Genomic DNA, 23,906 nt, shown 5'->3' with positions numbered 1-23,906 from the left:
ATAAGCGAATGAGGCAGCCCATGGTGCTGAGGGTTCTCACGGCGTTGGCCGAACCCACGCGACTCGCCGCCCTTGGCGTGCTTGGCGACGGCGGGGAGCATTGCGTCTGCGAGCTGATGGCGCTGCTCGGAGTCAGCCAGTCCCGCATGTCGCGCCACATGGCGGTGCTGCGCGACGCGGGCCTCGTGACCGATCGGCGGGACGCCCAATGGGTCCGCTACCGGATGAACCCCGACATGAGCCCGGAGGCCCGCCCCATCTTGGAGGCGGTGCTCGCAGCGGAAGCGGCGCGGGCAGGGAGGGCAGCATGAGCAGTCATATCACTCCCGAACCGGCGACGGCGCCGCCCCATGGCGGACTGGTCTGGACCGCCGGTCTGATCGTTGCGGCGGCGCTCTGGTGGCTCGTCTACCGGCAGTTGGCGCCGCTCTCGGAATGGCTGGTCGCGATGCTGCCGCTGGACCGGCACAGCCACACGGGCGAGGCGCTGGCGTTCTTCCTCTACGACGTGCCGAAGGTGATGATGCTGTTGACGGGCATCGTCTTTGCCATGGGGGTGGTGCGCAGCTTCTTCAGCCCCGAAAAGACCCGCGCCGTGCTGTCCGGGCGTCGGGAGGGGGTGGGCAACGTCATGGCGGCGGGGCTGGGGGTGCTCACGCCCTTCTGCTCCTGCTCGGCGGTGCCGCTTTTCATCGGCTTCGTTTCGGCGGGCGTGCCGCTCGGGGTCACCTTCTCCTTCCTGATCGCCGCGCCCATGGTCAACGAGGTGGCGCTGGGGCTGCTGTTCGGGCTGGTCGGGTGGCAGGTCGCGGCGACCTATCTGCTTTTCGGCCTCGCCATCGCGATCGTCGCGGGCTGGGTGATCGGGCGGCTCAGGCTTGAAGAGTGGCTGCAGGCGTGGGTGCGGGAGATCCACGCCGGGACGGCGGCGGCCCCGCCGGACGAGGCGCTCACGCTGGCGGACCGCTATCGCCTCGGTTGGGTGGCGGTGACGGACATCGTCGGCAAGGTCTGGGCCTGGATCTTGCTGGGGATCGCCGTTGGCGCGCTGATCCACGGCTATGTGCCGGCAGACCTGATGGTGCGGATCATGGGGGCGGAGGCCTGGTGGTCCGTTCCGGCGGCGGTGGTGCTGGGCATTCCGATGTACACCAATGCCGCGGGCGTCATCCCCATCGTCGAGGCGCTGCTCGGCAAGGGGGCGGCGCTCGGAACGACGCTGGCCTTCATGATGTCGGTGATCGCGCTGTCGCTGCCGGAGATGATCATCCTGCGCAAGGTCCTGACGTTGCGCCTGATCGGCGTGTTCATCGGCGTCGTGGGCAGCGGCATCCTGGCGGTGGGGTTCCTGTTCAATATCCTGTTCTGAAAGGACATCCAGATGGCGAAGGACGTGAAAGTCTATGGACCGGGATGCAAGCGGTGCGAGACGACGGTGCAGATGGTGAAGGACGCGGCCGACCGGGTGGGAGTGGAGGTTACCGTCTCCAAGGTGACCGATCTTGCCGAGATCGCGATGGCGGGCGTCGTCTCTACCCCTGGCATCGCGGTGGACGGCACGCTGGTTCACACCGGCGGGCTGCCGGACGCCGCGGCGCTGGAGCGGTGGCTGGCGGCGTAAGCGCCGGCGCGTAGGGGCGGCGAGAAAAGAAAACGGCCCCGGCGATGCCTGATCGCCGGAGCCGAATTGAACCGAGATGCGGCGCGCCCTGAAACCGGGCCGCTGCCGCGGGGCCGATCACTCCTCTTCGGAGCCCTCGTCCTCGTCCTCTCCGCCGCTGCTGCTGGCCGCAAGGCCGGAGGGCGCGGAGATCGATGCGATGATGAAGTCGCGGTCGATCGTGGGTTTGCTGCCTTCGGGCAGGTTCGCCATCGAAATCGACAGGTGGTCGTTGATCTCGAGCCCGGCCAGGGAGATCTCCACCTTTTCGGGGATGTCGCCGGCGGTCACCACCAGTTCGACTTCCGGGCGCACCACGGTGAGCACGCCGCCGCGCTTCAGGCCGGGGCAGTCCTTCTCGTCGGTGAACTCGACGGGAATGAAGAGGTTGACCTTCGAGGTCCGGCGCAGGCGCATGAAATCGACGTGGGTCGGCAGGTCCTTCACCACGTCGCGCTGCACGCTGCGGCAGATGACGCGGACGTCGTCCATTCCGTCGACCTTCATGTTGAAGAGGGTCGAAAGGAAGCGGCCCGCCTTGAGGCGCTTCAGCAGGGCGTTGAAGGGAAGGTTGATTGCCACGGGGTCTTCGCCCCCGCCATACACGATGCCGGGCACAAGCCCCTCACGGCGTGCTTGACGAGCGGCCCCCTTGCCTGTCCCCGTGCGCACCGTGGCGTGAAGATCTGGAATCTCACCAGCCATTGGTCGTCTCCTGAATTGCGGGCATCCTCCAAGGGTGTATGCCCAGGTTGTTTTCGAACGTGCCCTATAGGCGGGATTCGCCTTTTTGGAAAGGTCTAATCGGGGCTGGTGGCGAACTGTGGGAGGGACATTGATTTCAATCAATGCGCGGCCATTTCCCCTGCGTCATGGTGCGGGAGCAGCTCGGGACAGGCGCACTGGAAATCGTGGCCGGGGAGGGCGCGAGATGACAGCGCATGCGAAGAGTTCCCCTGCGACCGACGCGGAGTGGGTCAAGGGCATGTTCGAGGGCTGGCCGCTGGCCGGTGGCGGCGCCCTGGCGTGGATGAGTCCTGTATGGGTGAGTGCGATGTCCGATATTTCCGCCGAGGTGACGCAGTTCGTGAGTGAAAGGATACGGGCGGACATAGAGACCCAGCAGGAGATCTTGCAGTGTCGGGACCCGATCGAGTTGAGGGAGATTCAGGGCCGGTATCTCAAGACCGCCTTCGACCAGTACAGCGCCGAAACGGGCAGGCTCATCCGCCTGAACCAGGAGGTGCTGGACCAGTTGACGGGCAGGTCCGACGGTAGTTGAGCTACCGACCGGTGCGCGAGCCGGGGAGGACCCGAAAGGGGCGGCGCGCGCGCAGATCCGGAAGATGAGCCGAGGCCCTGGCTGCCGCCTTGCCCTAACCGGCAAGGCGGCAGTTTTTTGCGCGGTCATTCCACCAAGGCGACGGCGACTCAGATGGGGCGGGAGCAGACCCATGTCACCCGCACGGGGGGCGCAGACCGGCAACCCGCCGGTTTGCCGCGCGTATCCGGCCGCTCCGAGGCGTGGCAGATTGACGCCAATGCGAGCGCTACCGCCGTCCGTTTCCGCCTCTCGCGGCGGTCTTTTGCCCCGCCAAGTGGGGTTTCTTTGCGCGAGCGGCAGGGCGCCAGCGGGCGGCGATGCGGCTAGCAGAGGGGCCGGCTGCGGCTGAGCGTGCCCCGTAACCCCAAGCAATATTGGCCTGCCGGAAGCCCTTGAGGCGACGGGCTCTTTGCCGTGTGCCCGGTGGGGCGGTCGCGGCGGGCGGGAGCGGTCCTACGCGGCGGGGCATGGTCAATCGGTGCGGGGAGCGATACAAGGCGCCAGTGTTGCGGCCCGGCCAAGCTGGGTGGGCGGAATTGCCGGGTGACAAAGCGGTCTCAATGAGTATGACCACGCGTGGGGACCGCGCAACGGCGCGGAAACTTCACCCGCATTCCGGCATTCCGGCCGAACCTGTCGTCGCTGCCGCAATGTCACATTTGTGAAATGAGGAACTGACCATGACAGTCAAAGTAGCCATCAATGGTTTCGGCCGTATCGGACGCAACGTTCTCCGCGCGATCGTCGAGAACGGGCGTGACGATATCGAAGTCGTGGCGATCAACGACCTGGGTCCGGTCGAGACCAACGCGCACCTCATCCGGTTCGACTCGGTGCACGGACGTTTCCCGGGAGAGGTGAAAACCACCGAAGACTCCATCGACGTCGGCCGTGGCCCGATCAAGGTGACCGCCCTGCGCGACCCCAAGGAACTGCCCTGGGGCGACGTGGACGTGGCGCTCGAATGCACCGGCATCTTCACCGCCCGCGACAAGGCTGCGCTGCACCTTGAGAACGGCTCCAAGCGCGTGCTGATCTCGGCCCCCGGCGCCAATGCCGACAAGACGATCGTCTACGGCGTGAACGACGACACCCTGACCGCCGAAGACCTGGTCGTGTCCAACGCGTCCTGCACTACGAACTGCCTGTCGCCGTTCGCCAAGGCGATCAATGACGCCATCGGCATCGAGAAGGGGATGATGACCACCATCCACTCCTACACCGGTGACCAGCCGACGCTCGACACGCTGCACAAGGATCTCTACCGCGCCCGCGCCGCGGCGCTCTCCATGATCCCGACCTCCACCGGCGCCGCGAAAGCCGTGGGTCTGGTTCTGCCGGACCTGAACGGCAAGCTGGACGGCTTCGCCATCCGCGTGCCGACGCCGAACGTGTCGGTCGTGGACCTGAAGTTCATCGCCAAGCGCGCCACGTCGGTCGAAGAGATCAACGAAGCCGTCAAGGCGGCCGCGGACGGCCCGATGAAAGGCGTTCTGGGCTACACTGAGTACAAGAACGTGTCGTCGGACTTTAACCACGACCCGCATTCGTCGATCTTCCACCTCGACCAGACGAAGGTCATGGACGGCACGCTCTGCTCCGTGCTGAGCTGGTACGACAACGAATGGGGCTTCTCCAACCGCATGGCCGACACCGCCGTTGCGATGGGCAAGCTCATCTGATGCGGCGCCCTGTCCGCCGGTACGCCCGCGGACAGGATGCCCGATTGAATGTGGCAGGGTGCGTGGTATCACGCACCCTGCTTTTTGTTTGAAGGGAGGGTGGCCGTGGCCTTCGACCGGTCCATCAAAATCGCCCCGTCGATCCTGTCGGCGGATTTCGCCAACTTCGGGCAGGAGATCCGGGCCATCGAGGCGCAGGGCGCCGACTGGGTGCATGTGGACGTGATGGACGGCCATTTCGTCCCCAACATCACCTTCGGCCCGCCGGCGGTGAAGGCGTTCCGGCCGCATGTGTCGACGGTGATGGACGTGCACCTGATGATCGCGCCGGTGGACCCCTACATCGACGCCTTCGCCGAGGCGGGCAGCGATATCATCACCGCCCATCTGGAGGCCGGCCCGCACATCCACCGCACGTTGCAGGCCATTCGCGCGGCGGGCTGCAAGGCGGGGCTGTCGCTCAATCCCGGGACGGGGCTGGAGGACGTGGCGTACCTGCTGGACCTTGTGGACATGGTGCTGGTGATGACCGTCAACCCCGGCTTCGGCGGGCAGAAGTTCATCGCCTCGCAGGTGGACAAGGTGCGGCGGCTGCGGCAAATGATCGGCGACCGGCCGATCCACATCCAGGTCGACGGCGGCATCACCCCGGAGACGGCCCCGCTGGTGGCCAAGGCGGGCGCGGACGTGCTGGTGGCGGGCTCGGCGGTCTTCAAGGGCGGGTCGGTCGAGAATCCGGCGCCCTACGGGGAGAATATCCGGGCCATTCGGGACGCGGCGCAGAGCGGGCTGCAATCGGCCTGACCTGACGCCCTGTTCCCGCGCGTCGATCCGGCACGGGAGCGCGGGGGTGCTGCGAATCGTGGTAGACTTGTCCCCGGACCGCCGCGCAGGGCGGCGCTCCGCCGTGTGTCACGGAAAGGAGGGGGGAGATGAAACCCGTCGTGCTTCTCGTCGGTCGCCTGCCGGACGTCATCCGCAATGTGGCGAAGGAGTTGGAGGACCTGCCGATCCAGTGGCTCGGCGCGCACAACCGCGACGAGGTGATCGCGCAACTGGAGGCCGAGCCAAACATCCGAAGCGTGGTCATGGGGGCGGGGCTGGACGATACGATCCGCGGCGATCTGATCGGCGTGATCGCGTCCCGCCGTCCTGACCTGTGTATCCATGTGAAGGACCGGGCGTCGGGCCCGGCTGGTATGGCTCCCTTTGCCCGCCGCATCATCGAAGCGGAACTCCATCACTGGGAGGGGGCCAACGTTGCCTGACCCCGGCAGCAGATCGCGCGTGGGGTGAAGTCGCAGTTCCGTGCCGTTGCTATTCACGAATTTGAATGCGAGCATGGCGCGAATGGGAACTGGGGAGGACACCCGATGGAACTGACACGACGCGGCATGTTGAAGGGCGCACTGGCGGTCGCCGCCGCCGGGACGTTCGGCCTGCGGGCCGGCTGGTCTCGCGCGGCGATCGACCTCGGCGAGGCGACGGTGGAGGTGCTGAGCGACGGCCACCTTACGCTGCCCGCCGATTTCATCTTTGCCCCCATGCCGCCGGACGAACTGGGTGCGGTGCTGGAGCCCTATGGGATTGGGCCAAACGCGCCGCTGACCCCGGAATGCAACGTGACCCTTCTGCGCAAGGACGACATGGTGGTGCTGTTCGACGCCGGCGCCGGGTCCACGTTCCAGGACACGGCGGGCAAGATTGCGGAGGCGCTCGACGCTGCCGGACTGGCACCGGAGGATGTGACGCACGTGGTCTTCACCCATGGGCACCCGGACCACCTGTGGGGCGTGCTCGACGATTTTGACGAGCCGTTTTTCTCCGAGGCCCAGCACCTGTTCGGCAAGGCGGAGCGGGACTACTGGATGGACCCGAATACGGTCGACAGCATCGGCGCTGGCCGGACGGCCTTTGCCGTCGGGGCGCAGCGGCGGCTGGAGGCGATGGAGGACGCCATGACCTTCTTCAGCGACGGCGAGGAAATCCTGCCGGGCGTCGCCGCTTACATGACGCCGGGACACACGCCGGGGCACATGTCTTTTGAGATCCGCTCGGGCAACGAGAGCCTGTTGGTGATCGGGGATGCGATCTCCAACCATCACGTCGCCTTCGCCCGGCCGGACTGGCCGTCGGGCTCCGATCAGGACGAGTCCATGGCCGCTGCGACGCGCGTCGCGTTGATGGACCGGTTGGCGTCCGAGCAGATGCGCTTCGTGGGGTTCCACCTGCCGGGCGGGTTCGGGCGTGCAGAGCGGGACGGTTCGTTTTATCGTTTCGTGGAGGGCGAGGGGTGAGTCCCTTGCCCGGATGAGCGCGGGGCCGGGCTGGCCCTGCCGGACGACCGATCACAGGAGACCCGACCATGGCTGCCGTTCCCCCGGTTTGCGATTTCGGCTGGAAAGCGCCGGATTTTTCCCTGCCCGCCACTGACGGAAAGACCTATTCCCTGTCCGATATCGCCGGGCCGAAGGGCACGCTGGTGATTTTCATCTGCAACCACTGCCCCTACGTCCTGGCGGTGATCGACCGGATCGTGCGGGACGGCAGGGACCTGCAAGAGCTCGGGATCGGCGTGGCGGCCATCTGCGCCAACGATGCCACGTCCCATCCCGCCGACAGCTTTGACAACATGAAGGTGAAGGCGGAGGAATGGGGGCTGCCGTTCCCCTATCTGCGGGATGAGGACCAGTCGGTGGCGCGGGCCTACGATGCCGCGTGCACGCCGGACTTCTTCGGTTTCAATTCCGATCTGGAGTTGCAATATCGCGGGCGTCTTGACGCATCCCGCCGGGAGGCGGGGCCGGACGACTTGCGGCGGGACCTGTACGAGGCCATGAAGCAGGTGACCGAGACCGGGCTCGGTCCGAGAGAGCAGGTGCCCTCCATGGGGTGCTCGATCAAATGGAAAGCCGCATGAACATCGTCTTCGACCTCGACGGCACGCTGATCGACAGCGCGCCGGACATCCAGGCCGTTTCGGCCAGCATTCTTCAAAAGCTGGGCAAGCCGCCGCTGACGCTGGAGGAGGTGCGCAGCTTCGTGGGCGAGGGGGCGAAGGTGCTCGTCAGCCGCATGATGGCCGCGCGCGGCATCGAGGAGACGCCGGACGCCCATGCGAAGATCTACGGCGATTTCCTTGCGGAGTACCAGTTCGCCGTCGACAAGGCGGTGTTCTATCCCGGGGTGGTCGATGCCTTCGCGGTGCTCAAGGCGTCGGGCCACAAGCTCGGCCTGTGCACCAACAAGCCGCAGGAGCCGGCGCGGGCGGTTCTGCGCCACATGGGGATGGAACCGGTCTTCGATGCCGTCATCTCCGGCGGCATGATCGACAGCCACAAGCCGGAGCCGGACATGCTGCTGCGCACGATCGAGGATCTGGGCGGCGGCGCGACGCTCTACGTCGGTGACAGCGAGACCGATGCGGAGACGGCCCGGCGCGCCGGGGTGCCGTTCGCGCTTTACACCGAGGGCTACCGCAAGTCCCCGGTAGAGGACCTGCCGCACGACTGGCTGTTCGACCACTTCGACCGGTTGCAGGAGATCGTGAAGGAGGCACAGGCCCGGCAGACGGCGGCGCAATGAAGGCGTTGATCTTCGACGTGGACGGCACGTTGGCGGAGACCGAAGACCTCCACCGCCGGGCCTTCAACGCGGCCTTTGCCGACGCGGGCCTGCCCTGGCATTGGGACGGGGAGTTGAACCGGCTGCTGCTGACGGTTTCCGGCGGCATCGAGCGGATGTCGTTCTTCCAGAGCCGCCTGCCGGAAGCGGAGCGGGTGGAGCTGGAAACGCTGCACGCGGTGTATCAGAGCAAGCGCAGCCACTTCGCGCGCATCCTTTCGGCTGGCAAGCTGACCCTGCGGGCGGGCGTGGGCCCGCTGATCTCCGCGGGGCGCGAGGCAGGGCTGCTCAGCGCCATCGTCACTGCGGCGCGACGGCCGAGCTTTGACGAGGTGGCGCGGACGTGCCTGCCGGAGCCGGCCGAGGCAATGTTCGACGTGGTGATTACCGGCAGCGACGTCTCGGCCAAGAAGCCCGATCCGGAAGGGTATCTGACGGCGCTGGCGCGGCTCGACGTGCGCGCCGAGGAGGCGCTGGTTTTCGAGGACAGCCCGGTCGGGTTCGCCGCCGCGCGGGCTGCCGGGATTCCTGTGGTCGTGTGCCCGTCCGACTTCGGGCCGCGCGATGCGGACTTTTCCGGCGCGCTTGCCGTGGTGCCGTCACTGGAGCCGGTGCATTGGGCGCGGTTCGGGTTTCCGCCGTCGGCGAGCGCGGTTGCGGCCGTTCAGAAATAGACGGCGCGGAAGGTCGCGAGCGTCTCGCCCTCATCATCCAGCAGGGTCATGTCGTCGCCTGAAATGGCGGGACGCGTGGCGGTCTCCAGCAGGGACACCAGCGCCCGCTCCTGCGCATCCAGAGGCGGGGGGCAGGCCATCAGCGTGGTGATTCCGGCCAGGAAGGCAACGGTGTCGCCGCTCAGCTCGTAGCCGCCGCGCAGCATGTTGCAGCCGACGGTCGCGGTGTAGCTGCCGTCTTCGTGCAGGATCAGATGCGCCTCCCGCTTGCCCTCCACCACCGGCACGGGGGCGCCGGCGAGGGTCAGCAGTTTCCAGTACGTGTTGACGAAATCGGCGTCCGGTGGTGGTGGCGTGGGATCGGGCGAGGACACCATCTTGAGCAGCATCTCGACCTCGGTCCCGCCATCGTGGGTCAGGACGGGATAGGCGGTGTCCGTCGTCATCAGGAGCTTCTCGCCGACGCGGACGGTGGCGCGCAGGCCGTAGCGGTTGGCCGGGTCGATCTGCGATGGCGTGTAAGCGAAGGCGAAGGGGTAGGGGGGCGCCTGCGGCTCGGGGATGCGGTAGACCGCCAGCGTTCTGGCGGGGGCATCGGCCAGCGACACGTCCTCGAAGGCGATCTCCACCACGGCGTCAGGGGGCAGCATCATGCGCTGGAGGTAGGTGACGCTGCCGGTGATCGTCTGGGCGGCGACCGCGGCCGGGGCCAGCAGACAGGCCAGGCTGGCGAGGAACAGGCGATTCATGATCGGTCTCCGGTGCTGTTTGGCCGGACGGTATCACGGGAGCGCTCGCGTGGGGGCGTGGGAATGCGCGCGCGGCGGCGGGCGATCAGGCGGTTTCGAGTTCCAGCAGGGTGCGCAGGCCGGAATTGTCCCGGACCAGATCAGCCAGCGTGACGCCGTCGAGTGCGCTGTAAAAGGCCTCCAGCGCGACCGACAGGTGACCGCGCAGTCGGCAGCTTGCGGTGAGGGGGCAGTGGTTTTCCGACCCGGCGAAGCATTCCGCGAAGGGGACGTTCGCTTCGAACACGCGGAACACCTGCCCGACGCTCAGGGCTTCCGGCGCGACCTTCAGGCGGACGCCGCCGTTGCGGCCTCGGGTCGTTTCGATGAATCCGGTCTGGCCCAACATGTTGATGACGACGCCGAGGTGGTTCTCCGACGAGTTGCACGCCTCCGCGATCTCGGCCTTCCGGACGGTACGGTCCGCATTGATCGCGCAGAACATGAGTGCGCGCATGGCGAGATTGGTGCGTACGGTCAAACGCATATCGGTGCCCATCCTTTCGAATGCCCGGGAGCTTGGCGGGAAATTGCACTCTGGGCCTTGATCTAGGTCACGTTCGGGACGCGAATTCGGCGTAAAATGCATCCGGAATGTGCCAATGGGAAGATGTATGGCCGAGGCGGCGCAGAAATCCGAGTGAAATTGTCCGGGGGGCTGGTCGGACAGCTTTGTATGGATATCACATTCAGGAAAGTGTATGTATCAAATCACCGCGAAATCGCGGACCTGCCGCCCGTGACGCGAGCCAGAAAGGGACAGAGACGATGCCTGAGTCAGTCCTGCCGAGTATCCGGGATGTGCCAACGGGCGAGGTGACCGCGCGCCTCGCACAATTTCCGGTCACCTTCTACGCGGTGGTCATGGGACTGGCCGGCCTGACGCTGGCCACCAGACTGGCCGAGCAGAACCTGGGCGTGTGGCCGGTGCTTTCCAATGTCTTTCTCGCAGTCACCGTCGCCGCTTTCGCTCTGATTTCGGTGGCATTCGGACTGAAACACCGGCGGTACAAGGCCAATTTCATCGCGGAATGGATGCATCCGGTAAAGAAGGCCTTCTTCCCGGCGATTTCCATTTCGATGCTGCTGATCGCCACGGCCCTGGCGCATGTGTTGCCCGGCGTGGGGCGGGTGATCTGGGTCTTCGGGGCGGCTTTGCAGGCCGTACTGATGCTGGCGGTCGTCTCCGGCTGGATCGGGCACCGGCCGTTTCAGCCGATGCACATATCGCCCGCGTGGTTCATCCCGGCAGTCGGCAATGTGGTCGCCCCGGTGGCCGGGGTCACGTTCGGCTTCGTGGAGGTGTCTTGGCTGTTCTTCTGCGCGGGGCTTCTGTTCTGGTTGGTACTGCTCACGCTGGTCATGAACCGCCTGATCTTCCACGATCCGTTGCCGGGGAAATTGCTGCCGACCCTCGCCATCCTGATCGCGCCGCCTGCGGTCGGGTTTCTGGCATGGCTTCAACTTAACGGTGGGCAGGTCGATGCCACGGCGCGGATTTTGGTGAACCTGGGGTACGTCTTCGCGGCCATCGTCATCGTGCAGGCCCCGAAGATCCGGAAAAGTCCCTTTGCCCTGAGCTGGTGGGCGCTGAGCTTCCCGACGGCGGCGCTGACCCTCGCCACGTTCCGTTTCGCGAGCCTGACCGGATCGGCGATGCACCTCGTGCTTGGGTGGGCCCTCTACGTGGTGCTGTTGGCGATCATGGTGGCGCTGGTGATGCGCACCGCTGGCGCGATCCGGCGGAAGGAGATTTGCGCGCCGGAGTGACGGCCCGTCGCGATAGGGGGGACGGCACAGGGGCCGTCCCGACGTTCTCAGCGGGCGTGCAGCGTCTTGATATCTGCGAACTTCATCCGCCGCCGCTCGTGGGTCATGTTGGCGTCGATGAACTCCAGCACCAGAGGCCGGATGTTGTTGCGCCAGGACTTGCCGGCGAAAATGCCATAGTGGCCCGCGTCCGGCTCCAGGTGGCTGGCCTTCTTGCTCGGGTCGAGGCCGGTCAGCAGGTCGAGCGCGGCGACGCACTGGCCCGGTGCGGAGATATCGTCCTTCGCACCCTCGACGGTCTTCACGGCGACGTCGGTGATCGCACCGATATGCACCCGTTCGCCGTTTACCTCGAACACGTCCCGCGCGATCTCGCGTTTCTTGAAGACCCGCTCGACGGTGGAGAGATAGAATTCCGCCGTCATGTCCATGACCGCGAGGTATTCGTCGTAGAAGCGGTTGTGGCGGTCGAATTCTCCCGCCTCGTTGCGGGCCACGCGGACGATCTGGTCGAAGAAGGCGGTGGCGTGGATTTCGGAGTTCATCGCCATGAAGGAGGCGAGCTGCTGGAGCCCCGGATAGACCATGCGGCCGGCGCCGGCGTGCTTGAAGCCGACGCGCTGGAGGACGTGCCGCTCCAGTTGGCCCATGGTGACGGTCCGGCCGAAATCGGTCACCTCGGTCGGTGCCGCGCCGGGGTCGATCGGGCCGCCGATCAGCGTCAGCGAGTTGGGCTGGGCGGCCGGGTCCTGTGCCGCGAGATAGGCGGTCGCGACGAGCGCGATGGGGGCCGGCTGGCACACCGCGATCACGTGCGTGTCCGGACCCATATGGCGCATGAATTCAACGAGATAGAGGGTGTAGTCCTCGATGTCGAACTTGCCGGCGGAGACCGGAATGTCACGCGCGTTGTGCCAGTCCGTGATGTAGATCTCGCAGTCGGGCAAGAGCGAGATCACGGTGGAGCGCAGGAGCGTGGCATAGTGGCCGGACATCGGCGCGACGAGCAGCACCTTGCGCGGCTGTTCGGGGCGGCCCTGGACCTGGAAGTGGATCAGGTCGCCGAAGGGTTTCTTGATCTCGGTTACGACGTCCACCAGGTGATCGCGGCCATCGACCCCGACGACGGAATTGATGTTCCAGTCAGGTTTTGCGACCATGCGGCGGAAGCTTCGTTCGGTAACCTCGCCCCAGGCGGCGGTCATCTGGAAAAGCGGGTTCACCGTGAGCCCGAAGGATGGATAGGAACACACTGCCTTGGCCGTGGACCCGAGCCATTCATTCGTAATTCGGAGGCTCTCCATGAGGTCGTACGTCACCATGTACTTCATTTAACCAAGTCTCCTCCAAGCGGGCTACAGAACGAATCGGATCAAAAGTTCGCTTTGCCCGTGTTAAACGTCAAATTGTATTCATTTCGGCGAAAGTAAAGTAAAAGGCCCCTCCATGACAACCGATCATGATAAACCTGATGCGCTGGAGCCGGATGTGCTTGCCGCAAACCTGGCGAAAATCGAGTCTCTGTCGCAAAGGCTGGTCGCCGCCCTGTCGCGGCAACGCCAGATCGATCCGGCATTGCAGGGGCCCGGCCACGACCTCTACATGAAGGCGGCCTCGGCCTATGTGTCGGAACTGATGAAGAATCCCTCGAAGGTGTTCGAGCATCAGATCGGGTACTGGGGCAAGACGCTCAAGCATTACATCGAAGCCCAGCACATGCTGACCACCGGCAAGCTCCAGCCGCCGGAGGACAAGACGCCAAAGGACCGCCGTTTCGCGGGGGAGCTGTGGCAGACGCATCCGTATTTCAATTACATCAAACAGCAATACCTGCTGACCAGCGACGCGATCGAAAAGGCGGTGGCGGACCTCGATTTCCTTGCGCCCAAAGACAAGAAGCGACTCGAATACTTCTCCCGCCAGATCGTCGACATGATGAGCCCGGCCAATTACCTCGCGACCAATCCCGAGGCTTTGAAAAAGGCGGTGGAGACGGAGGGGCAGTCCCTCGTGGACGGGCTGGAGAACCTGGTCCGGGATCTCGAGGAGCACGGCGGCGACCTTGTGGTGACGCTGACGGACAAGGACGCGTTCCGGGTGGGTGGCAACCTCGCCACGACGCCGGGCGAGGTGGTGTTCCGCAACCGCATGTTCGAGCTGATCCAGTATGCCCCGGCGACGGAGACGGTCCACCGGACGCCGCTGCTGATCTTCCCGCCGTGGATCAACAAGTTCTACATTCTCGACCTGTCCGCCCGGAACTCCATGATCAAGTGGATCGTGGAGCAGGGCTACACGCTGTTCGTCGTCTCCTGGGTCAATCCGGACGCGTCCTATGCCGATGCGGGGCTCGATACCTACATCGAGGAGGGGTTCCTGACGGCGATCGAGCAGGTCAAGCAGATCTGCGGCGAGGACAAGGTGAACACGGTCGGCTACTGCATCGCCGGCACGACACTGTCGCTGACGCTGGCGCTGATGAAGAAACGGGGCGACACGTCGGTCCGCTCTGCCACGTTCTTCACCACGCTCGTGGACTTTTCCGATCAGGGCGAGGTGGGCGTGTTCCTGTCGGACGATTTCGTGGACGGGATCGAGGAGGAGGTGGCGCGGTCTGGCTATCTCGACAGTTTCTTCATGACGCGCACCTTCTCGTTCCTGCGCAGCAACGACCTGATCTATGCGCCGGCAATTCGCAGCTACATGATGGGCGAAGCGCCCCCGGCTTTCGACCTGCTCTATTGGAACGGGGACAGCACCAACCTGCCGGCGCGCATGGCGGTGGAATACCTGCGCGGGCTGTGCCAGTCCGACGAATTCGCGGGCGGGCCGGGGTTTGAGACCTGTGGCGAGGTTCTGTCGGTCAGGGACGTGGACGTTCCGATTTGCGCGATTGCCTGCGAGACCGACCATATTGCGGCGTGGAAATCCTCCTACCGCGGAATTCAGAAGATGGGGTCGCGGCAGAAGACGTTCATCCTCTCGCAATCCGGACATATTGCGGGAATCGTCAATCCGCCCGCCAAGAAGAAGTACGGCCACTACACCAACGACAACGTGAAGCTTACGCCCGAGGACTGGCGCGAAGGGGCGGATTTTCACGAGGGATCCTGGTGGCCGCGTTGGGACGAATGGCTGAAGCGGCGGTCTGGCGCACAGGTGCCGGCACGCCAGCCCGGCGACGCAAAACACCCCCCGCTCGCACCCGCTCCGGGCAGCTACGTGAAGCCCGAAATGAGCCTCTGAGTCGCTTACGTTGACGTAAGGTCCTGCACTTTCGGGCTTTTTCTGCAGTGCAGAAAAATACTTGAAATGCTGCGGTGCAGCATGTATATCTCTGCCATAGAAATTCACGACGCCCCGATGTGCCGGGCTACACGAAGAGGGAATGTAAAATGACCAAGACCGACGACCTGACCAAGATGATGCAAGACATGATGTCCGCGTTCCCCGTGGACGGTTCCGCCATCCAGGACGCCTTCAAAACGCAGGCGGCGCTCGGTGAGAAGCTTTCGAAGGTTGCCATCGAGGCGGCCGAGAAGTCGACGGAGATTTCGTCCAAGTGGACGAAGGACACGCTATCCAAGCTTGCCGAAGTCACCAAGCTGAAAGAAGAGCCGGCCGACTACCAGAAAGCCGTCACCGACTACGCCTCCGCGCAAGCCGAGATGACCGCCGAAACCATGGCCGCCTTTGCCGAGGTTGCCAAGAAAGTCCAGATGGAAACTGTCGAGCTGATGCTGGCGGCCGGCAAGGACTTCTCCGAAGACGCCACCGCTGCCGTCAAGAAAGCCACTTCCGACGCGACCGCGGCCGCCAAGAAAGCGACCAGCACCGCGAAGTAACGAGGGGCAATTTGCCAGCGTGTGAGTAGCGAGTGGGGTTGGTGTAACCGGTTCTGCGCCGTTGTCCTCCTCCCTAAACGGCGTGGACTGTTGGGCGGGCTTGCTTCTGCGAGCCCGCCCTTTTCTTTTGAATTCGCCTCGTCTACGCTTTTCTGCACCGCAACAGGGAGGTTTCTGCGTGGCCGAAGAAACGAAGCTGCTGATCAAGCGCTACGCCAGCAGGCGTCTCTACAACACCGAGACAAGCGATTACGTCACCCTTGAAGATATCGCGGGGTTCATTCGCGCCGGCCGCGAGGTCAAGATCGTCGACCTGAAATCGGGGGACGATCTGACCCGGCAGTACCTCCTGCAGATCATTGCCGAACACGAGAGCAAGGGCGAAAGCGTTTTGCCGATCAACGTGTTGACGGACCTGGTGCGCAGCTACTCCACCTCCGCCACATCGGTCGTTCCGCAGTTCCTGGCCATGTCCTTCGAGATGCTCCAGAACGGGCAGTCGAAGATGCTGGAAAACATGGAAAAGATGAACCCGATGTCCTCGATGCCGGGGTTTGAGGCGATGAAGGCCCAGCAGGCCGCCTTTATGAAGGCCATGACCGGGGGAATTGGGGGCTGGCCCGGAACCGGGCCGGAGCCGGACTTTGGCGATGGCAAGCAGGAACTTGAAGAGATCAAGAGCCAGCTCGCGAACCTTCAGGACAAGCTTGCGCGCATGAACAAGTGACGGGGCGCCGGCGGCGGTGCTGACCGTCCGCCGCATGCGATCCGACGCCGAGCCGGCAGGGACAGGGGCATGATCCTACGTCAGACCGACAGCGCCGGCCGCGTGACGCTCTGGGGCATCGAGGTGTTCCTGGCGATGGCGGAGGAGGGATCGGTCTCCGCGGCGGCGCGGCGGCTGGGGGCGAGCCCGTCGGGGGTCAGCCAGCAACTCACCAACCTCGAAGCGGCGCTGGGGCGCCAGCTCATCGACCGCACGCGCCGACCGGCACGCCTGACCCCGGCAGGAAACATGTTCCGCCGCAGGGCGCAGCGGATCTGGAACGAAGCCATGCAGGCGCGCGCGGAATTGCTGTCGGGCGATCTGAGCGGGATGACCGACCTGCGCCTCGGCATGATCGAGGACTTCGAGGCTGACGTGACGCCGCGCCTGCTGTCGGACATCGCGGGCACCCTCACCCACTGCAAGTTCCTGCTGGAGACCGGCCCGAGCCACCGACTGCTGGACCAGTTGGAGAGCGACGCGCTGGATGTCGTGGTCGCGGCGGAGATCGAAGGCGCCGCGGAGTGGATGCAGGTGCACCCGCTTCTAGAGGAGCCTTACGTGGCCGCGGCACCACGCGGCGCCGGCGCGCAGGGGCTGGACGGGCTGCAGGAACTGCCGCTGATCCAGTACACCCAGAGGCACCTCATGGGCCGGCAGATCGCGGCCCATCTGGCGCATCACCGCGTGGCGCTCAGCCATCGGTTCGAGCTCGATTCCTATCATGCGATCATGGCGATGGTGGCCTCGGGGGCCGGTTGGACCATCCTCACGCCGCTCGGCTACCTGCGGGCGGGGCGGTTCCGGGAGGAGGTGGACGTGCTTCCCCTGCCGATGGCGCCCCTGTCGCGCCGCATCCACCTCACCACGCGCGCCGAAGCGCTGCAGGAGATGCCCGGGTTGATCGTGGACCGGCTGAAGCCGCTGCTGCAGGAGATGATCGTGGAGCCGGCATTCGCCCACCTTCCCTGGCTGGCCGGGGAGCTGCGGGTCCTCTAGAGGCGCTAGGTTCCGTAGGCGCGGGCGTCGGTCGCGACCTCTTCGGCGGCGCCCAGCAGGACGCCGGCCACGAAATCGAGGTCCGCCTGCCGCAACCGGGCGGGCAGGCGCACGTCGCAGGCTCGCATCAGCATCGCCCGTGTCTTCGGCAGGTCCGGCACGCCGCCTTCGATGAACTGCCAGTTCCAGAAGGCGCGCGCGTTGTCGGCGCTCATCCCGAAGACCTGCACCTTCACCCCGCCAGCCTGCGCGGCGTCGGCAAAGGCGGTCACTTGCGCGTCGGTCATGCCCATTAGGTTGAACTGGATCGAGTCCGGCGCCCGCTGCTCCTGCGGCAACGGCGGCGGCACGTCCAGCCAGGGCGAGGCATTGAGTTGGGCGGCGACGCAATCGTGGTTCGCCCGTCCGTCGGCCACGCGACGGGGCACCTCGGCGAGTTGCGGCCGGATCACGGCGGCGGACAGGTTTTGTAGCCGCAGGTTGTAGAGCGGCAGGCGGTTCTGCCAGCGCGCCACGGCGTCGGCCAGAACGTCGTGCTTCTTCCAATTGTGCTCATAGGCCCCGGACATGATGATCGCCTGGGCCATCAGGTCGGCGTCGTCCGAAATCAGGATGCCGCCTTCGCCCGCGTTCACCAGCTTGTAGGACTGGAAGGAAAAGCACCCCGCCCGCCCGATGGTGCCGATCTTTTGCCCGTTCCACAGGGTGCCGAGCGAATGCGCCGCGTCCTCGATCACCGGAATACCGCGCGCGTCGGCCAGGGCCATGATGGCGTCCATGTCCGAGGTGTGGCCGCGCATGTGGCTGATGAGGACGGCGCCGATGTCGTCGGTCAGCTTGGCCTCGAAATCCGCCATGTCCACGCGGTAGTTCGGGCCGACCTCGACGAGGACTGGCTGGCAGTCCGCATGGACGACGGCGGAGGGAACGGCGGCGAAGGTGAAGGCGGGGATCAGCACCTTCGCCCCGCGCGGCAACCTCAAGGCCTTCAGCGACAGGAACAGCGCGGCCGAACATGAAGAGACGGCAAGCGCGTAGCGGGTGCCCATCATCGCGGCGAATTCGCGTTCCAGCAGGCTGACAGGGGCGTCTTCGGGGGCGGTGTAGCGGAACAGATCGCCCGATTGCATCAGCCGGTCGATCTCGGCCCGGGCGGCCTCGGGGATCGGTTCTGCGTCGTAGACATTGGGGGCGGGCGCCTTGGGCATCGTGCGGCCTTTTCTGTTCGACTTTCAGAAAATATGTAGGCGGCTTTCAGATTATGCGAAAGAAAAAACGACGCGACGCGCGGAGGCGCGCCGGTCGCGGTTCAGTTCTGACGTGCGGGTTTGTTTAGCGGGATGCCTTGAGGAGCACGCTGGCGAGGCGCGCGGCCATCTCTCCACTGGAGTTGGGCATGGAGAGCGACTGCATCGCTGCGTCCACACGCTCCGGCGGGACGGCGCGGCCGCGGGCCTCGATCAGGCCTTCGATCATCGCGGAATCGAACTCCGGGTGCGGCTGCACGGTGAAGATACTGTCGCCGTAGGCCAACGCGGCATGGCGGCAGAAATCCGACGAGCCGACCGTGGTCGCGCCGGCGGGCGGCTCGGTCACCTGGTCCTGGTGCCAGGCGTTCAACGCCATGTCCTGGCCCTCGATCGTGTAGGTCTGCCGCCCGACGGACCAGCCGCCTTCGAACTTCTCCACCTTGCCGCCGAGTGCCTTGGCGATGATCTGGTGCCCAAAGCAGATGCCCACCATCGGGCGGCCGTCCGCGTGGACCGCCCGGATGAACGCCTCCAGTGGCGGTATCCAGGGGTGGTCTTCGTAGGCACCGAAGCGGGAGCCGGTAATGAGCCAGCCGTCCGCCTGCGTCACGGCTTCGGGCAGGTCGCCGTCGACCACGCGCCAGGTCCGGAAGGTGAAACCGTGCCCGTCCAGCAGGCGCTCGAACATGTCGTTGTAGTCGCCGTGCTCCGGTTGAAGCTCGTCGGGGGCGTGGCCGGTTTGAAGAATGCCGATCTGCATTGCGGTCGTCGGTCTCCGAATTGGCGGGTGTGGTTTGGGGCGCTCAGACGGTGTCCAGGTAAAGGTCCGTCTGCTCTTCCTTGGAGGTCTCCGCCATGTAGTGCAATTCCTGTCGCTTCGTCATGACATAGTTGCGAATGAGGTCCGGCGCAAAGATCCGCGCCGTCTCTTCGCAGCTTTCGAAGGCGTCGATGGCGCTTTTCCAATCCGTCGGGATCTTCGGGAGATCCAGCGTGTAGGCGTTGCCGGTGATCGGCTTCGGCGGCATCTGGCCGTCCTCGATCCCGTTGAGCGCGGCGCCCAGAACTGCCGCGATGGTCAGGTAAGGGTTCACGTCCCCGCCCGAGAGCCGATGCTCGATCCGGCGCGCCCGGTGATCGCCGCTCGGGACGCGCACGGCGACGGTGCGGTTCTCGTAGGCCCAACCGATGCCCGTGGGGGCGTGGGCGCCCGGCACCATCCGTTCGTAGCTGTTCGCGTGCGGAGCAAAGACGAGCGTGCTGCCCGGCATCGCCTTCAGGCAGCCATCCACGGCGTGCAACAAAAGGTTGCTGCCCCGGTCAGTGCCGTCGTCGAAGATGTTGGCGCCGTTCTTGTCCAGCACGGAGAAGTGCATGTGCAGGCCGGACCCCGCGTAATCGTCGTAAGGCTTGGCCATGAAGCTCGCGGCGAAGCCGTGGCGGCGGGCGAGCCCCTTCACCAGCATCTTGAAGAGCCACGCGTCGTCGGCGGCGCGCAGGGCGTCCTCCTGGTGGATCAGGTTGATCTCGAACTGCCCGATGCCGGATTCCGAAATGGCGGTGTCGGCCGGAATGTCCATCGCTTCGCAGGCGTCATAAAGCTCGGTGAAGAACCGGTCGAAGACGTCGAGCGCACGCAACGACAGGATCTCGCCCATCATCCGCCGCTTGCCGGTGCGCGGAGAGGCCGGAACGCGGAGTTGCTTGCCGCTGTCGTCGATCAGGAAGAACTCCAGTTCGACGGCGACCACGGGGGTCAGCCCGCGTTCGGCATAGCGGGCGACCACGCTGGCCAGCGCGTGCCGGGGGTCGCCGTCGTAGGGGCGGCCGTCCTCGTGGAACATCCAGATCGGCAGCAGGCCGGTCGGGGTGTCCAGCCATGGCATCGGCATGAACCCGCGTTCGGTCGGCTCCAGAACGCCGTCGCGGTCGCCGGTGGCCAGAACGAGCGGGCTGTCGTCGATGTCTTCGCCCCAGATGTCGAGGTTCAGCACGGACATGGGGAAGCGCGTGCCGCCCTCGATCACCTTGTCGGCGAAGCGCACGGGCACCCGTTTGCCGCGCGGCTGGCCGTTCAGGTCCGCTGCCGCCACGCGGATCGCGGTGACGTTCGGATTCTTCCGAAGCCAATTCTTCATGAGCAGTTGGTCGCGTATCACTGTCGTCTCCGAGAAAGGATCACGCTACCGGATCAGGTTCAGGCGCAAGGCGATCTTCCTGCGCCGGGCCTGTGGCAGGTGCCGGTTGAGGCGCTTGTTGATCGCCCCGAACAGGGAAATGATCACGAGCGTCATGCACACGAAGAAGCCTGCCACGATCGGGTAGGGGATGAAGGGGTTGAACGTCGCGTCCGCGAAATAATTCGCATAGTAGAGCGCGTCGCCCATCTGTTTCCAAGCCGGAAAGCCGGAAAAGAACACCAGCGTCGTGGCGTGAAACAGAAAGATCGCCTCGTTGGTATAGGCCGGCCACGCGAGGCGGAGCATGGTGGGCCAGACGACGCGGCGGAACTTGTGCCAGCCCGTCAGGCCGTAGGCGTCCGCCGCCTCCAGATCGCCCTTGGGGATAGAGCGGAGCGCGCCATAGAAGATCTCGCCCGTATAGGCGGCGGTGTTCAGGAACAGCACGATCGTCGCGCCTAGCCAAGCGCGGGTGAGCCAGCGGGTCGTGGCGCCAAACTCGATGCCGAAGAGGGTGAACTCGATCCCCGCCTTGGGCAGCAGGACGAAGGCCTCGTAGGCGAGGAAGAACTGGATGAAGAGCGGCGAGCCGCGGAAGAGGAAGATGAACCACTCCGCGGGCTTGCGCACCCACGGCGAGGGCGTGTCCTTGGCCACCGCGAGGGCGGTTGCGAGGAAGAAGCCCAGCAGGAGCGCGAAGGCCGCAAAGTAGATGTTCCAGATCAGCCCGGAGCCGATGAGCACCACCTGCTCGCAGAGCGTAATGTCCGCCTTGGGCAGGAGCCGCTCGCCGATGCCGAGGGAACGGAAGGCGTAGGCGCTGAAAGTTTCCCAGCAGCTCATGCCTGGCGCCTTTGTGCTTCGCCGGCCGCGGTGGCCTGCCCGTGGGAGAGCTTGCGGCTGAGCCGTTCGAAAACGATCTCCGAGACCCGCGTGAAGGCGAGGTAGAAGACCAGCAGGAACAGGAAGTAGTAGAGCCGCCAGTCCGGGTGGGGGTAGGCGTAGATGGCCGTCTTTGACCCGCCGAGCTCTCGCGCCCAGTAGACGATGTCGCGCACGCCGAGGAGGAACAGCAGCGGCGTGGCCTTGATGAGGATCATCCAGAGGTTGCCGAGACCCGGCAGCGCATAGACCCACATCTGCGGCACCAGGATCCGCCAGAAGGTCTGCCGGTCGTTCATGCCGTAGGCGTGGGCGGTCTCGAGCTGCGCCCGCGGCACGGCGTTCATTGCGCCGTAGAGCACGTTCGCCGCGAAGGCGCCGAAGACGATGGCGAAGGTGACGACGGCGAGGCTGAAATTGTAGATCTCATGCACCGTCTGCGGCGCGGTCGAGAGGGGCATCTTGGCTTCGGGGCAGACGATGAAGTCGCTGCCCTGCCGCACCGGCTCCGTCCAGCCAGGGCAGAGCGCCTGGTGCCGCAGCCACTCTATGCCCTGGTCGAGCGCAATCACGAAGAACAGGAAGAAGACGATATCCGGCACGCCGCGCACGACCGAGGTATAGATCTTGCCGGCCCAGGCGAGCGGCAGAAACCGGGACCGGGAGGCCATGGCCCCTGCGAAGCCGAAGGCGAGCGAGACAGGCGCTGTGACCGCCAGCAAAAGCAGCACCGTTCCAAACGAGCCATAGAACAGCAAGTGCTTGCCGTTGGTCAGGTAACAGGCAAGCCAGGCGAGGCCTTCAAGCGATGAGGGATCGGCGCAGGACGCGAACATCTGAGTAGCGCGCGGCCCGCGAGGGGCCGCGCAATATCATGGATCAGTACGGGCCCTTCATGCCTTCGAACCATTTCTCGATCAGCGTGTTGAGCGAGCCGTCTTCCTTCATGGAGGTGATGGCCGCGTCGAGCTTTTCCTTCAGCTCGGCATCGCTCTCCCGCACGCCGACGCCGATGCCGTCGCCCAGGTAGACGTCGTCGGAGACGACGTAGAGATCCGACTCGGCGTTCGCGATCGGCAGGAGAAAGCCCTTGTCGGCCAGAGCCGCATCGACTTCGCCGTTGCGGACGGCGGCGACGGTTTCGTCGGGCGTGGCGAATTCCACAAGTGTCGCGCCGGTCGAGGCGACGTGGCTGGCCTGAATGGTGCCGGTTTGCGCGGCGACCACGCCGCCCTCAAGATCGACGTCCTCGGACGCGGCCACGTAGATCGAGGGATCCGGCGGGAAGTAGGGCTGCGTGAAGTCGATCACCTGGTCGCGCTCGTCGGTGATCGACATGCCGGCGATGATCGTGTCGTAGTTGCCCGAGGTCAGGTTGGGGATGATGGAATCCCAGTCGTTGGTCACCCACTCGCAGGTCAGTTCGGCCCGCTTGCACAGCTCGTCGCCCACTTCGCGCTCGAAGCCGTCGACCTCGCCGCTGTCGTTGATGAAGTTGTACGGAGGGTAGGCGCCCTCGGTGCCCATACGCACCACATCCTGCGCCATCGCGAACCCGGTGGTAAGTGCCAAGGCGGCGGTGGAAAGGATCAGTCTCTTCATTTGGTGAACTCCCGGTTGACTGAGTTTTTTGTGTTTTTTGAGGGCTTTCAGTGGCCCTGCGAATGCGACAGGAACTGTCGCAGGCGGTCCGTTTGTGGACTGCCGAAAAGCGTTTCGGGCGGACCCTCCTCCTCGATCTTCCCTCGGTGGAGGAAGACGACGTGGTCCGAGACGTCGGCGGCGAGCCGCATGTCGTGGGTCACCAGAAGCATCGTCCGGCCCTCCTGGGCCAGTTGCTTGATGACCTTCACGACCTCCTGCTCAAGCTCAGGGTCGAGCGCGGAGGTGGGCTCGTCGAACAGCAGCGCCTTCGGCTCCATCGCCAGCGCCCGGGCAATCGCCGCGCGCTGTTGCTGGCCGCCGGACAGCTGGGCGGGATAGGCGTCGCACTTGTCGCCGATGCCGACCTTGGCCAGCAGGTCGCGGCCGAGCGCCTCCACTTCGTGCCGGTTGCGCTTGAGCACGGTGATCGGCGCCTCGACCACGTTTTCGAGGATGGTCATATGCGCCCAGAGGTTGAACTGCTGGAAGACCATGGAGAGGTTCGTGCGGATGCGGATAAGCTGCTTGCGGTCGCCCGGGCGGCGGGACATGCCCGTGCCATGCCACTTGACCGGCTCCCCTTCGAAGCGGATCTCGCCCTGCTGGCTGTCCTCCAAAAGGTTTGCGCAGCGCAGGAGCGTCGATTTGCCGGAGCCGGAGGAGCCGATGAGCGACACGACCTCGCCTTTCTCGGCAACCATGTCCACGCCCTTCAGGACTTCGAGTGCGCCATAGGCCTTGTGCAGGTCGTGGATCTCGATGACGGGCGGTTGGGTCTGGGTCACGTGTCGGTCGCAGTTGTTGGTGTCAGTGGCGGA

The 23,906-nt window shown here is 65.2% G+C and carries 27 protein-coding genes; 16 read left to right on the top strand and 11 right to left on the bottom strand.

Annotated elements, in window-relative coordinates; genetic code table 11:
* Positions 1-20: 20 nt before the first annotated feature.
* From BM075_RS11110 to BM075_RS11100, 3 genes are read left to right on the top strand one after another with little or no spacing between them, the layout of a single operon-like run.
* Positions 21-311, top strand: coding sequence for an ArsR/SmtB family transcription factor (locus tag BM075_RS11110; RefSeq protein ID WP_093360747.1), 291 nt, complete (start codon positions 21-23; stop codon positions 309-311).
* A complete protein-coding gene (locus BM075_RS11105) occupies positions 308-1,369 on the top strand; it encodes a permease (protein ID WP_093360746.1) in 1,062 nt (353 codons plus the stop codon). The genes BM075_RS11110 and BM075_RS11105 overlap by 4 nt, the downstream gene beginning before the upstream one ends.
* 12 nt (positions 1,370-1,381) lie before the next feature.
* Positions 1,382-1,621 (top strand): thioredoxin family protein, encoded by a 240-nt coding sequence (locus BM075_RS11100; RefSeq protein ID WP_093360745.1) that lies wholly within the window; start codon positions 1,382-1,384, stop codon positions 1,619-1,621.
* Positions 1,622-1,738: 117 nt separating this feature from the next.
* Here BM075_RS11100 and BM075_RS11095 read toward each other — a convergent pair whose 3' ends face one another.
* Positions 1,739-2,365 (bottom strand): 50S ribosomal protein L25/general stress protein Ctc, encoded by a 627-nt coding sequence (locus tag BM075_RS11095; protein WP_093360744.1) that lies wholly within the window; start codon positions 2,363-2,365, stop codon positions 1,739-1,741.
* A gap of 226 nt (positions 2,366-2,591) precedes the next feature.
* Here BM075_RS11095 and BM075_RS11090 point away from each other — a divergent pair, with 226 nt between their 5' ends.
* From BM075_RS11090 to BM075_RS11055, 8 genes are all read left to right on the top strand, one after another.
* Positions 2,592-2,942, top strand: coding sequence for a phasin family protein (locus tag BM075_RS11090; RefSeq protein WP_093360743.1), 351 nt, complete (start codon positions 2,592-2,594; stop codon positions 2,940-2,942).
* A gap of 722 nt (positions 2,943-3,664) precedes the next feature.
* Entirely contained in the window at positions 3,665-4,666 is a 1,002-nt protein-coding gene (gene gap / locus BM075_RS11085) for a type I glyceraldehyde-3-phosphate dehydrogenase (protein WP_093360742.1), read from the top strand.
* Positions 4,667-4,771: 105 nt separating this feature from the next.
* Positions 4,772-5,470, top strand: coding sequence for a ribulose-phosphate 3-epimerase (gene rpe / locus BM075_RS11080; protein WP_093360818.1), 699 nt, complete (start codon positions 4,772-4,774; stop codon positions 5,468-5,470).
* 128 nt (positions 5,471-5,598) lie between these two features.
* Positions 5,599-5,934 (top strand): response regulator, encoded by a 336-nt coding sequence (locus tag BM075_RS11075; protein WP_093360741.1) that lies wholly within the window; start codon positions 5,599-5,601, stop codon positions 5,932-5,934.
* Positions 5,935-6,039: 105 nt separating this feature from the next.
* A complete protein-coding gene (locus BM075_RS11070; protein WP_093360740.1) occupies positions 6,040-6,963 on the top strand; it encodes an MBL fold metallo-hydrolase in 924 nt (307 codons plus the stop codon).
* 68 nt (positions 6,964-7,031) lie between these two features.
* On the top strand, positions 7,032-7,586 hold the full coding sequence (locus BM075_RS11065; protein ID WP_093360739.1) for a thioredoxin family protein: 555 nt from the start codon (positions 7,032-7,034) through the stop codon (positions 7,584-7,586).
* Positions 7,583-8,251 carry a phosphoglycolate phosphatase gene (gph, locus tag BM075_RS11060; RefSeq protein WP_093360738.1) on the top strand — a complete coding sequence of 223 codons (669 nt, stop codon included), beginning with the start codon at positions 7,583-7,585 and terminating at the stop codon, positions 8,249-8,251. Before BM075_RS11065 ends, gph begins: the two co-directional genes overlap by 4 nt.
* The gene (locus BM075_RS11055; protein WP_093360737.1) at positions 8,248-8,964 is read left to right on the top strand and encodes an HAD-IA family hydrolase; all 717 of its coding nucleotides are present in this window, start codon (positions 8,248-8,250) and stop codon (positions 8,962-8,964) included. Before gph ends, BM075_RS11055 begins: the two co-directional genes overlap by 4 nt.
* Here BM075_RS11055 and BM075_RS11050 read toward each other — a convergent pair.
* On the bottom strand, positions 8,955-9,713 hold the full coding sequence (locus tag BM075_RS11050) for a YbaY family lipoprotein (protein WP_093360736.1): 759 nt from the start codon (positions 9,711-9,713) through the stop codon (positions 8,955-8,957). The two genes, BM075_RS11055 and BM075_RS11050, sit on opposite strands and share 10 nt — an antisense overlap.
* An 85-nt stretch (positions 9,714-9,798) precedes the next feature.
* A complete protein-coding gene (locus tag BM075_RS11045) occupies positions 9,799-10,239 on the bottom strand; it encodes an Rrf2 family transcriptional regulator (RefSeq protein WP_093360817.1) in 441 nt (146 codons plus the stop codon).
* Positions 10,240-10,520: 281 nt separating this feature from the next.
* Between BM075_RS11045 and BM075_RS11040 the strand changes: the two genes are divergently transcribed.
* Positions 10,521-11,522 (top strand): SLAC1 anion channel family protein, encoded by a 1,002-nt coding sequence (locus tag BM075_RS11040; protein WP_093360735.1) that lies wholly within the window; start codon positions 10,521-10,523, stop codon positions 11,520-11,522.
* Between the two features lie 47 nt (positions 11,523-11,569).
* On the opposite strand, the gene phaZ is transcribed toward BM075_RS11040, so the two are convergent.
* Positions 11,570-12,853 carry a polyhydroxyalkanoate depolymerase gene (phaZ, locus tag BM075_RS11035; protein ID WP_093360734.1) on the bottom strand — a complete coding sequence of 428 codons (1,284 nt, stop codon included), beginning with the start codon at positions 12,851-12,853 and terminating at the stop codon, positions 11,570-11,572.
* A 115-nt stretch (positions 12,854-12,968) separates the two neighbouring features.
* Here phaZ and phaC point away from each other — a divergent pair, with 115 nt between their 5' ends.
* The 4 genes from phaC to BM075_RS11015 all read left to right on the top strand — a co-directional run bounded on the left by phaC (position 12,969) and on the right by BM075_RS11015 (position 17,132).
* A complete protein-coding gene (gene phaC / locus BM075_RS11030; protein WP_093360733.1) occupies positions 12,969-14,768 on the top strand; it encodes a class I poly(R)-hydroxyalkanoic acid synthase in 1,800 nt (599 codons plus the stop codon).
* A 149-nt stretch (positions 14,769-14,917) separates the two neighbouring features.
* The gene (locus BM075_RS11025; RefSeq protein WP_093360732.1) at positions 14,918-15,367 is read left to right on the top strand and encodes a phasin, PhaP; all 450 of its coding nucleotides are present in this window, start codon (positions 14,918-14,920) and stop codon (positions 15,365-15,367) included.
* 178 nt (positions 15,368-15,545) lie between these two features.
* Positions 15,546-16,094, top strand: a complete 549-nt coding sequence (gene phaR / locus BM075_RS11020; RefSeq protein ID WP_093360731.1) for a polyhydroxyalkanoate synthesis repressor PhaR — start codon at positions 15,546-15,548, stop codon at positions 16,092-16,094.
* 69 nt (positions 16,095-16,163) lie between these two features.
* A complete protein-coding gene (locus tag BM075_RS11015) occupies positions 16,164-17,132 on the top strand; it encodes a LysR family transcriptional regulator (RefSeq protein ID WP_093360730.1) in 969 nt (322 codons plus the stop codon).
* Positions 17,133-17,137: 5 nt separating this feature from the next.
* On the opposite strand, the gene BM075_RS11010 is transcribed toward BM075_RS11015, so the two are convergent.
* The 7 genes from BM075_RS11010 to BM075_RS10980 form a co-directional block, all read right to left on the bottom strand.
* Entirely contained in the window at positions 17,138-18,340 is a 1,203-nt protein-coding gene (locus BM075_RS11010; RefSeq protein WP_093360729.1) for a DegT/DnrJ/EryC1/StrS family aminotransferase, read from the bottom strand.
* A gap of 124 nt (positions 18,341-18,464) precedes the next feature.
* Positions 18,465-19,142 carry a type 1 glutamine amidotransferase gene (locus BM075_RS11005; RefSeq protein WP_093360728.1) on the bottom strand — a complete coding sequence of 226 codons (678 nt, stop codon included), beginning with the start codon at positions 19,140-19,142 and terminating at the stop codon, positions 18,465-18,467.
* A gap of 43 nt (positions 19,143-19,185) precedes the next feature.
* Entirely contained in the window at positions 19,186-20,520 is a 1,335-nt protein-coding gene (locus BM075_RS11000) for a glutamine synthetase family protein (protein WP_093360727.1), read from the bottom strand.
* 45 nt (positions 20,521-20,565) lie between these two features.
* Entirely contained in the window at positions 20,566-21,405 is an 840-nt protein-coding gene (locus BM075_RS10995; RefSeq protein ID WP_093360726.1) for an ABC transporter permease, read from the bottom strand.
* Positions 21,402-22,280: an ABC transporter permease gene (locus tag BM075_RS10990; protein ID WP_093360725.1), complete on the bottom strand. Its 879-nt coding sequence runs from the start codon at positions 22,278-22,280 to the stop codon at positions 21,402-21,404. The genes BM075_RS10995 and BM075_RS10990 overlap by 4 nt, the downstream gene beginning before the upstream one ends.
* A 43-nt stretch (positions 22,281-22,323) precedes the next feature.
* Positions 22,324-23,046 carry a transporter substrate-binding domain-containing protein gene (locus BM075_RS10985; protein ID WP_093360724.1) on the bottom strand — a complete coding sequence of 241 codons (723 nt, stop codon included), beginning with the start codon at positions 23,044-23,046 and terminating at the stop codon, positions 22,324-22,326.
* Positions 23,047-23,093: 47 nt separating this feature from the next.
* Complete coding sequence (locus BM075_RS10980) at positions 23,094-23,873, bottom strand: ABC transporter ATP-binding protein (protein ID WP_143089861.1); 780 nt, start codon at positions 23,871-23,873, stop codon at positions 23,094-23,096.
* Positions 23,874-23,906 lie beyond the last annotated feature (33 nt).

The sequence above is a fragment of the Tropicimonas isoalkanivorans genome, assembly GCF_900112335.1.
Taxonomy (GTDB): domain Bacteria; phylum Pseudomonadota; class Alphaproteobacteria; order Rhodobacterales; family Rhodobacteraceae; genus Tropicimonas; species Tropicimonas isoalkanivorans.
This window is presented reverse-complemented; position numbering and strand designations above follow the sequence as displayed.

Coding starts and splice junctions, on each gene's coding strand:
- BM075_RS11110 (WP_093360747.1), top strand. CDS start 21: ATGGTGCTGAGGGTTCTCACGGCGTTGGCCGAACCCACGCGACTCGCC.
- BM075_RS11105 (WP_093360746.1), top strand. CDS start 308: ATGAGCAGTCATATCACTCCCGAACCGGCGACGGCGCCGCCCCATGGC.
- BM075_RS11100 (WP_093360745.1), top strand. CDS start 1,382: ATGGCGAAGGACGTGAAAGTCTATGGACCGGGATGCAAGCGGTGCGAG.
- BM075_RS11095 (WP_093360744.1), bottom strand. CDS start 2,365: ATGGCTGGTGAGATTCCAGATCTTCACGCCACGGTGCGCACGGGGACA.
- BM075_RS11090 (WP_093360743.1), top strand. CDS start 2,592: ATGACAGCGCATGCGAAGAGTTCCCCTGCGACCGACGCGGAGTGGGTC.
- gap (WP_093360742.1), top strand. CDS start 3,665: ATGACAGTCAAAGTAGCCATCAATGGTTTCGGCCGTATCGGACGCAAC.
- BM075_RS11075 (WP_093360741.1), top strand. CDS start 5,599: ATGAAACCCGTCGTGCTTCTCGTCGGTCGCCTGCCGGACGTCATCCGC.
- BM075_RS11070 (WP_093360740.1), top strand. CDS start 6,040: ATGGAACTGACACGACGCGGCATGTTGAAGGGCGCACTGGCGGTCGCC.
- BM075_RS11065 (WP_093360739.1), top strand. CDS start 7,032: ATGGCTGCCGTTCCCCCGGTTTGCGATTTCGGCTGGAAAGCGCCGGAT.
- gph (WP_093360738.1), top strand. CDS start 7,583: ATGAACATCGTCTTCGACCTCGACGGCACGCTGATCGACAGCGCGCCG.
- BM075_RS11055 (WP_093360737.1), top strand. CDS start 8,248: ATGAAGGCGTTGATCTTCGACGTGGACGGCACGTTGGCGGAGACCGAA.
- BM075_RS11050 (WP_093360736.1), bottom strand. CDS start 9,713: ATGAATCGCCTGTTCCTCGCCAGCCTGGCCTGTCTGCTGGCCCCGGCC.
- BM075_RS11045 (WP_093360817.1), bottom strand. CDS start 10,239: ATGCGTTTGACCGTACGCACCAATCTCGCCATGCGCGCACTCATGTTC.
- BM075_RS11040 (WP_093360735.1), top strand. CDS start 10,521: ATGCCTGAGTCAGTCCTGCCGAGTATCCGGGATGTGCCAACGGGCGAG.
- phaZ (WP_093360734.1), bottom strand. CDS start 12,853: ATGAAGTACATGGTGACGTACGACCTCATGGAGAGCCTCCGAATTACG.
- phaC (WP_093360733.1), top strand. CDS start 12,969: ATGACAACCGATCATGATAAACCTGATGCGCTGGAGCCGGATGTGCTT.
- BM075_RS11025 (WP_093360732.1), top strand. CDS start 14,918: ATGACCAAGACCGACGACCTGACCAAGATGATGCAAGACATGATGTCC.
- BM075_RS11015 (WP_093360730.1), top strand. CDS start 16,164: ATGATCCTACGTCAGACCGACAGCGCCGGCCGCGTGACGCTCTGGGGC.
- BM075_RS11010 (WP_093360729.1), bottom strand. CDS start 18,340: ATGCCCAAGGCGCCCGCCCCCAATGTCTACGACGCAGAACCGATCCCC.
- BM075_RS11005 (WP_093360728.1), bottom strand. CDS start 19,142: ATGCAGATCGGCATTCTTCAAACCGGCCACGCCCCCGACGAGCTTCAA.
- BM075_RS11000 (WP_093360727.1), bottom strand. CDS start 20,520: ATGAAGAATTGGCTTCGGAAGAATCCGAACGTCACCGCGATCCGCGTG.
- BM075_RS10995 (WP_093360726.1), bottom strand. CDS start 21,405: ATGAGCTGCTGGGAAACTTTCAGCGCCTACGCCTTCCGTTCCCTCGGC.
- BM075_RS10990 (WP_093360725.1), bottom strand. CDS start 22,280: ATGTTCGCGTCCTGCGCCGATCCCTCATCGCTTGAAGGCCTCGCCTGG.
- BM075_RS10985 (WP_093360724.1), bottom strand. CDS start 23,046: ATGAAGAGACTGATCCTTTCCACCGCCGCCTTGGCACTTACCACCGGG.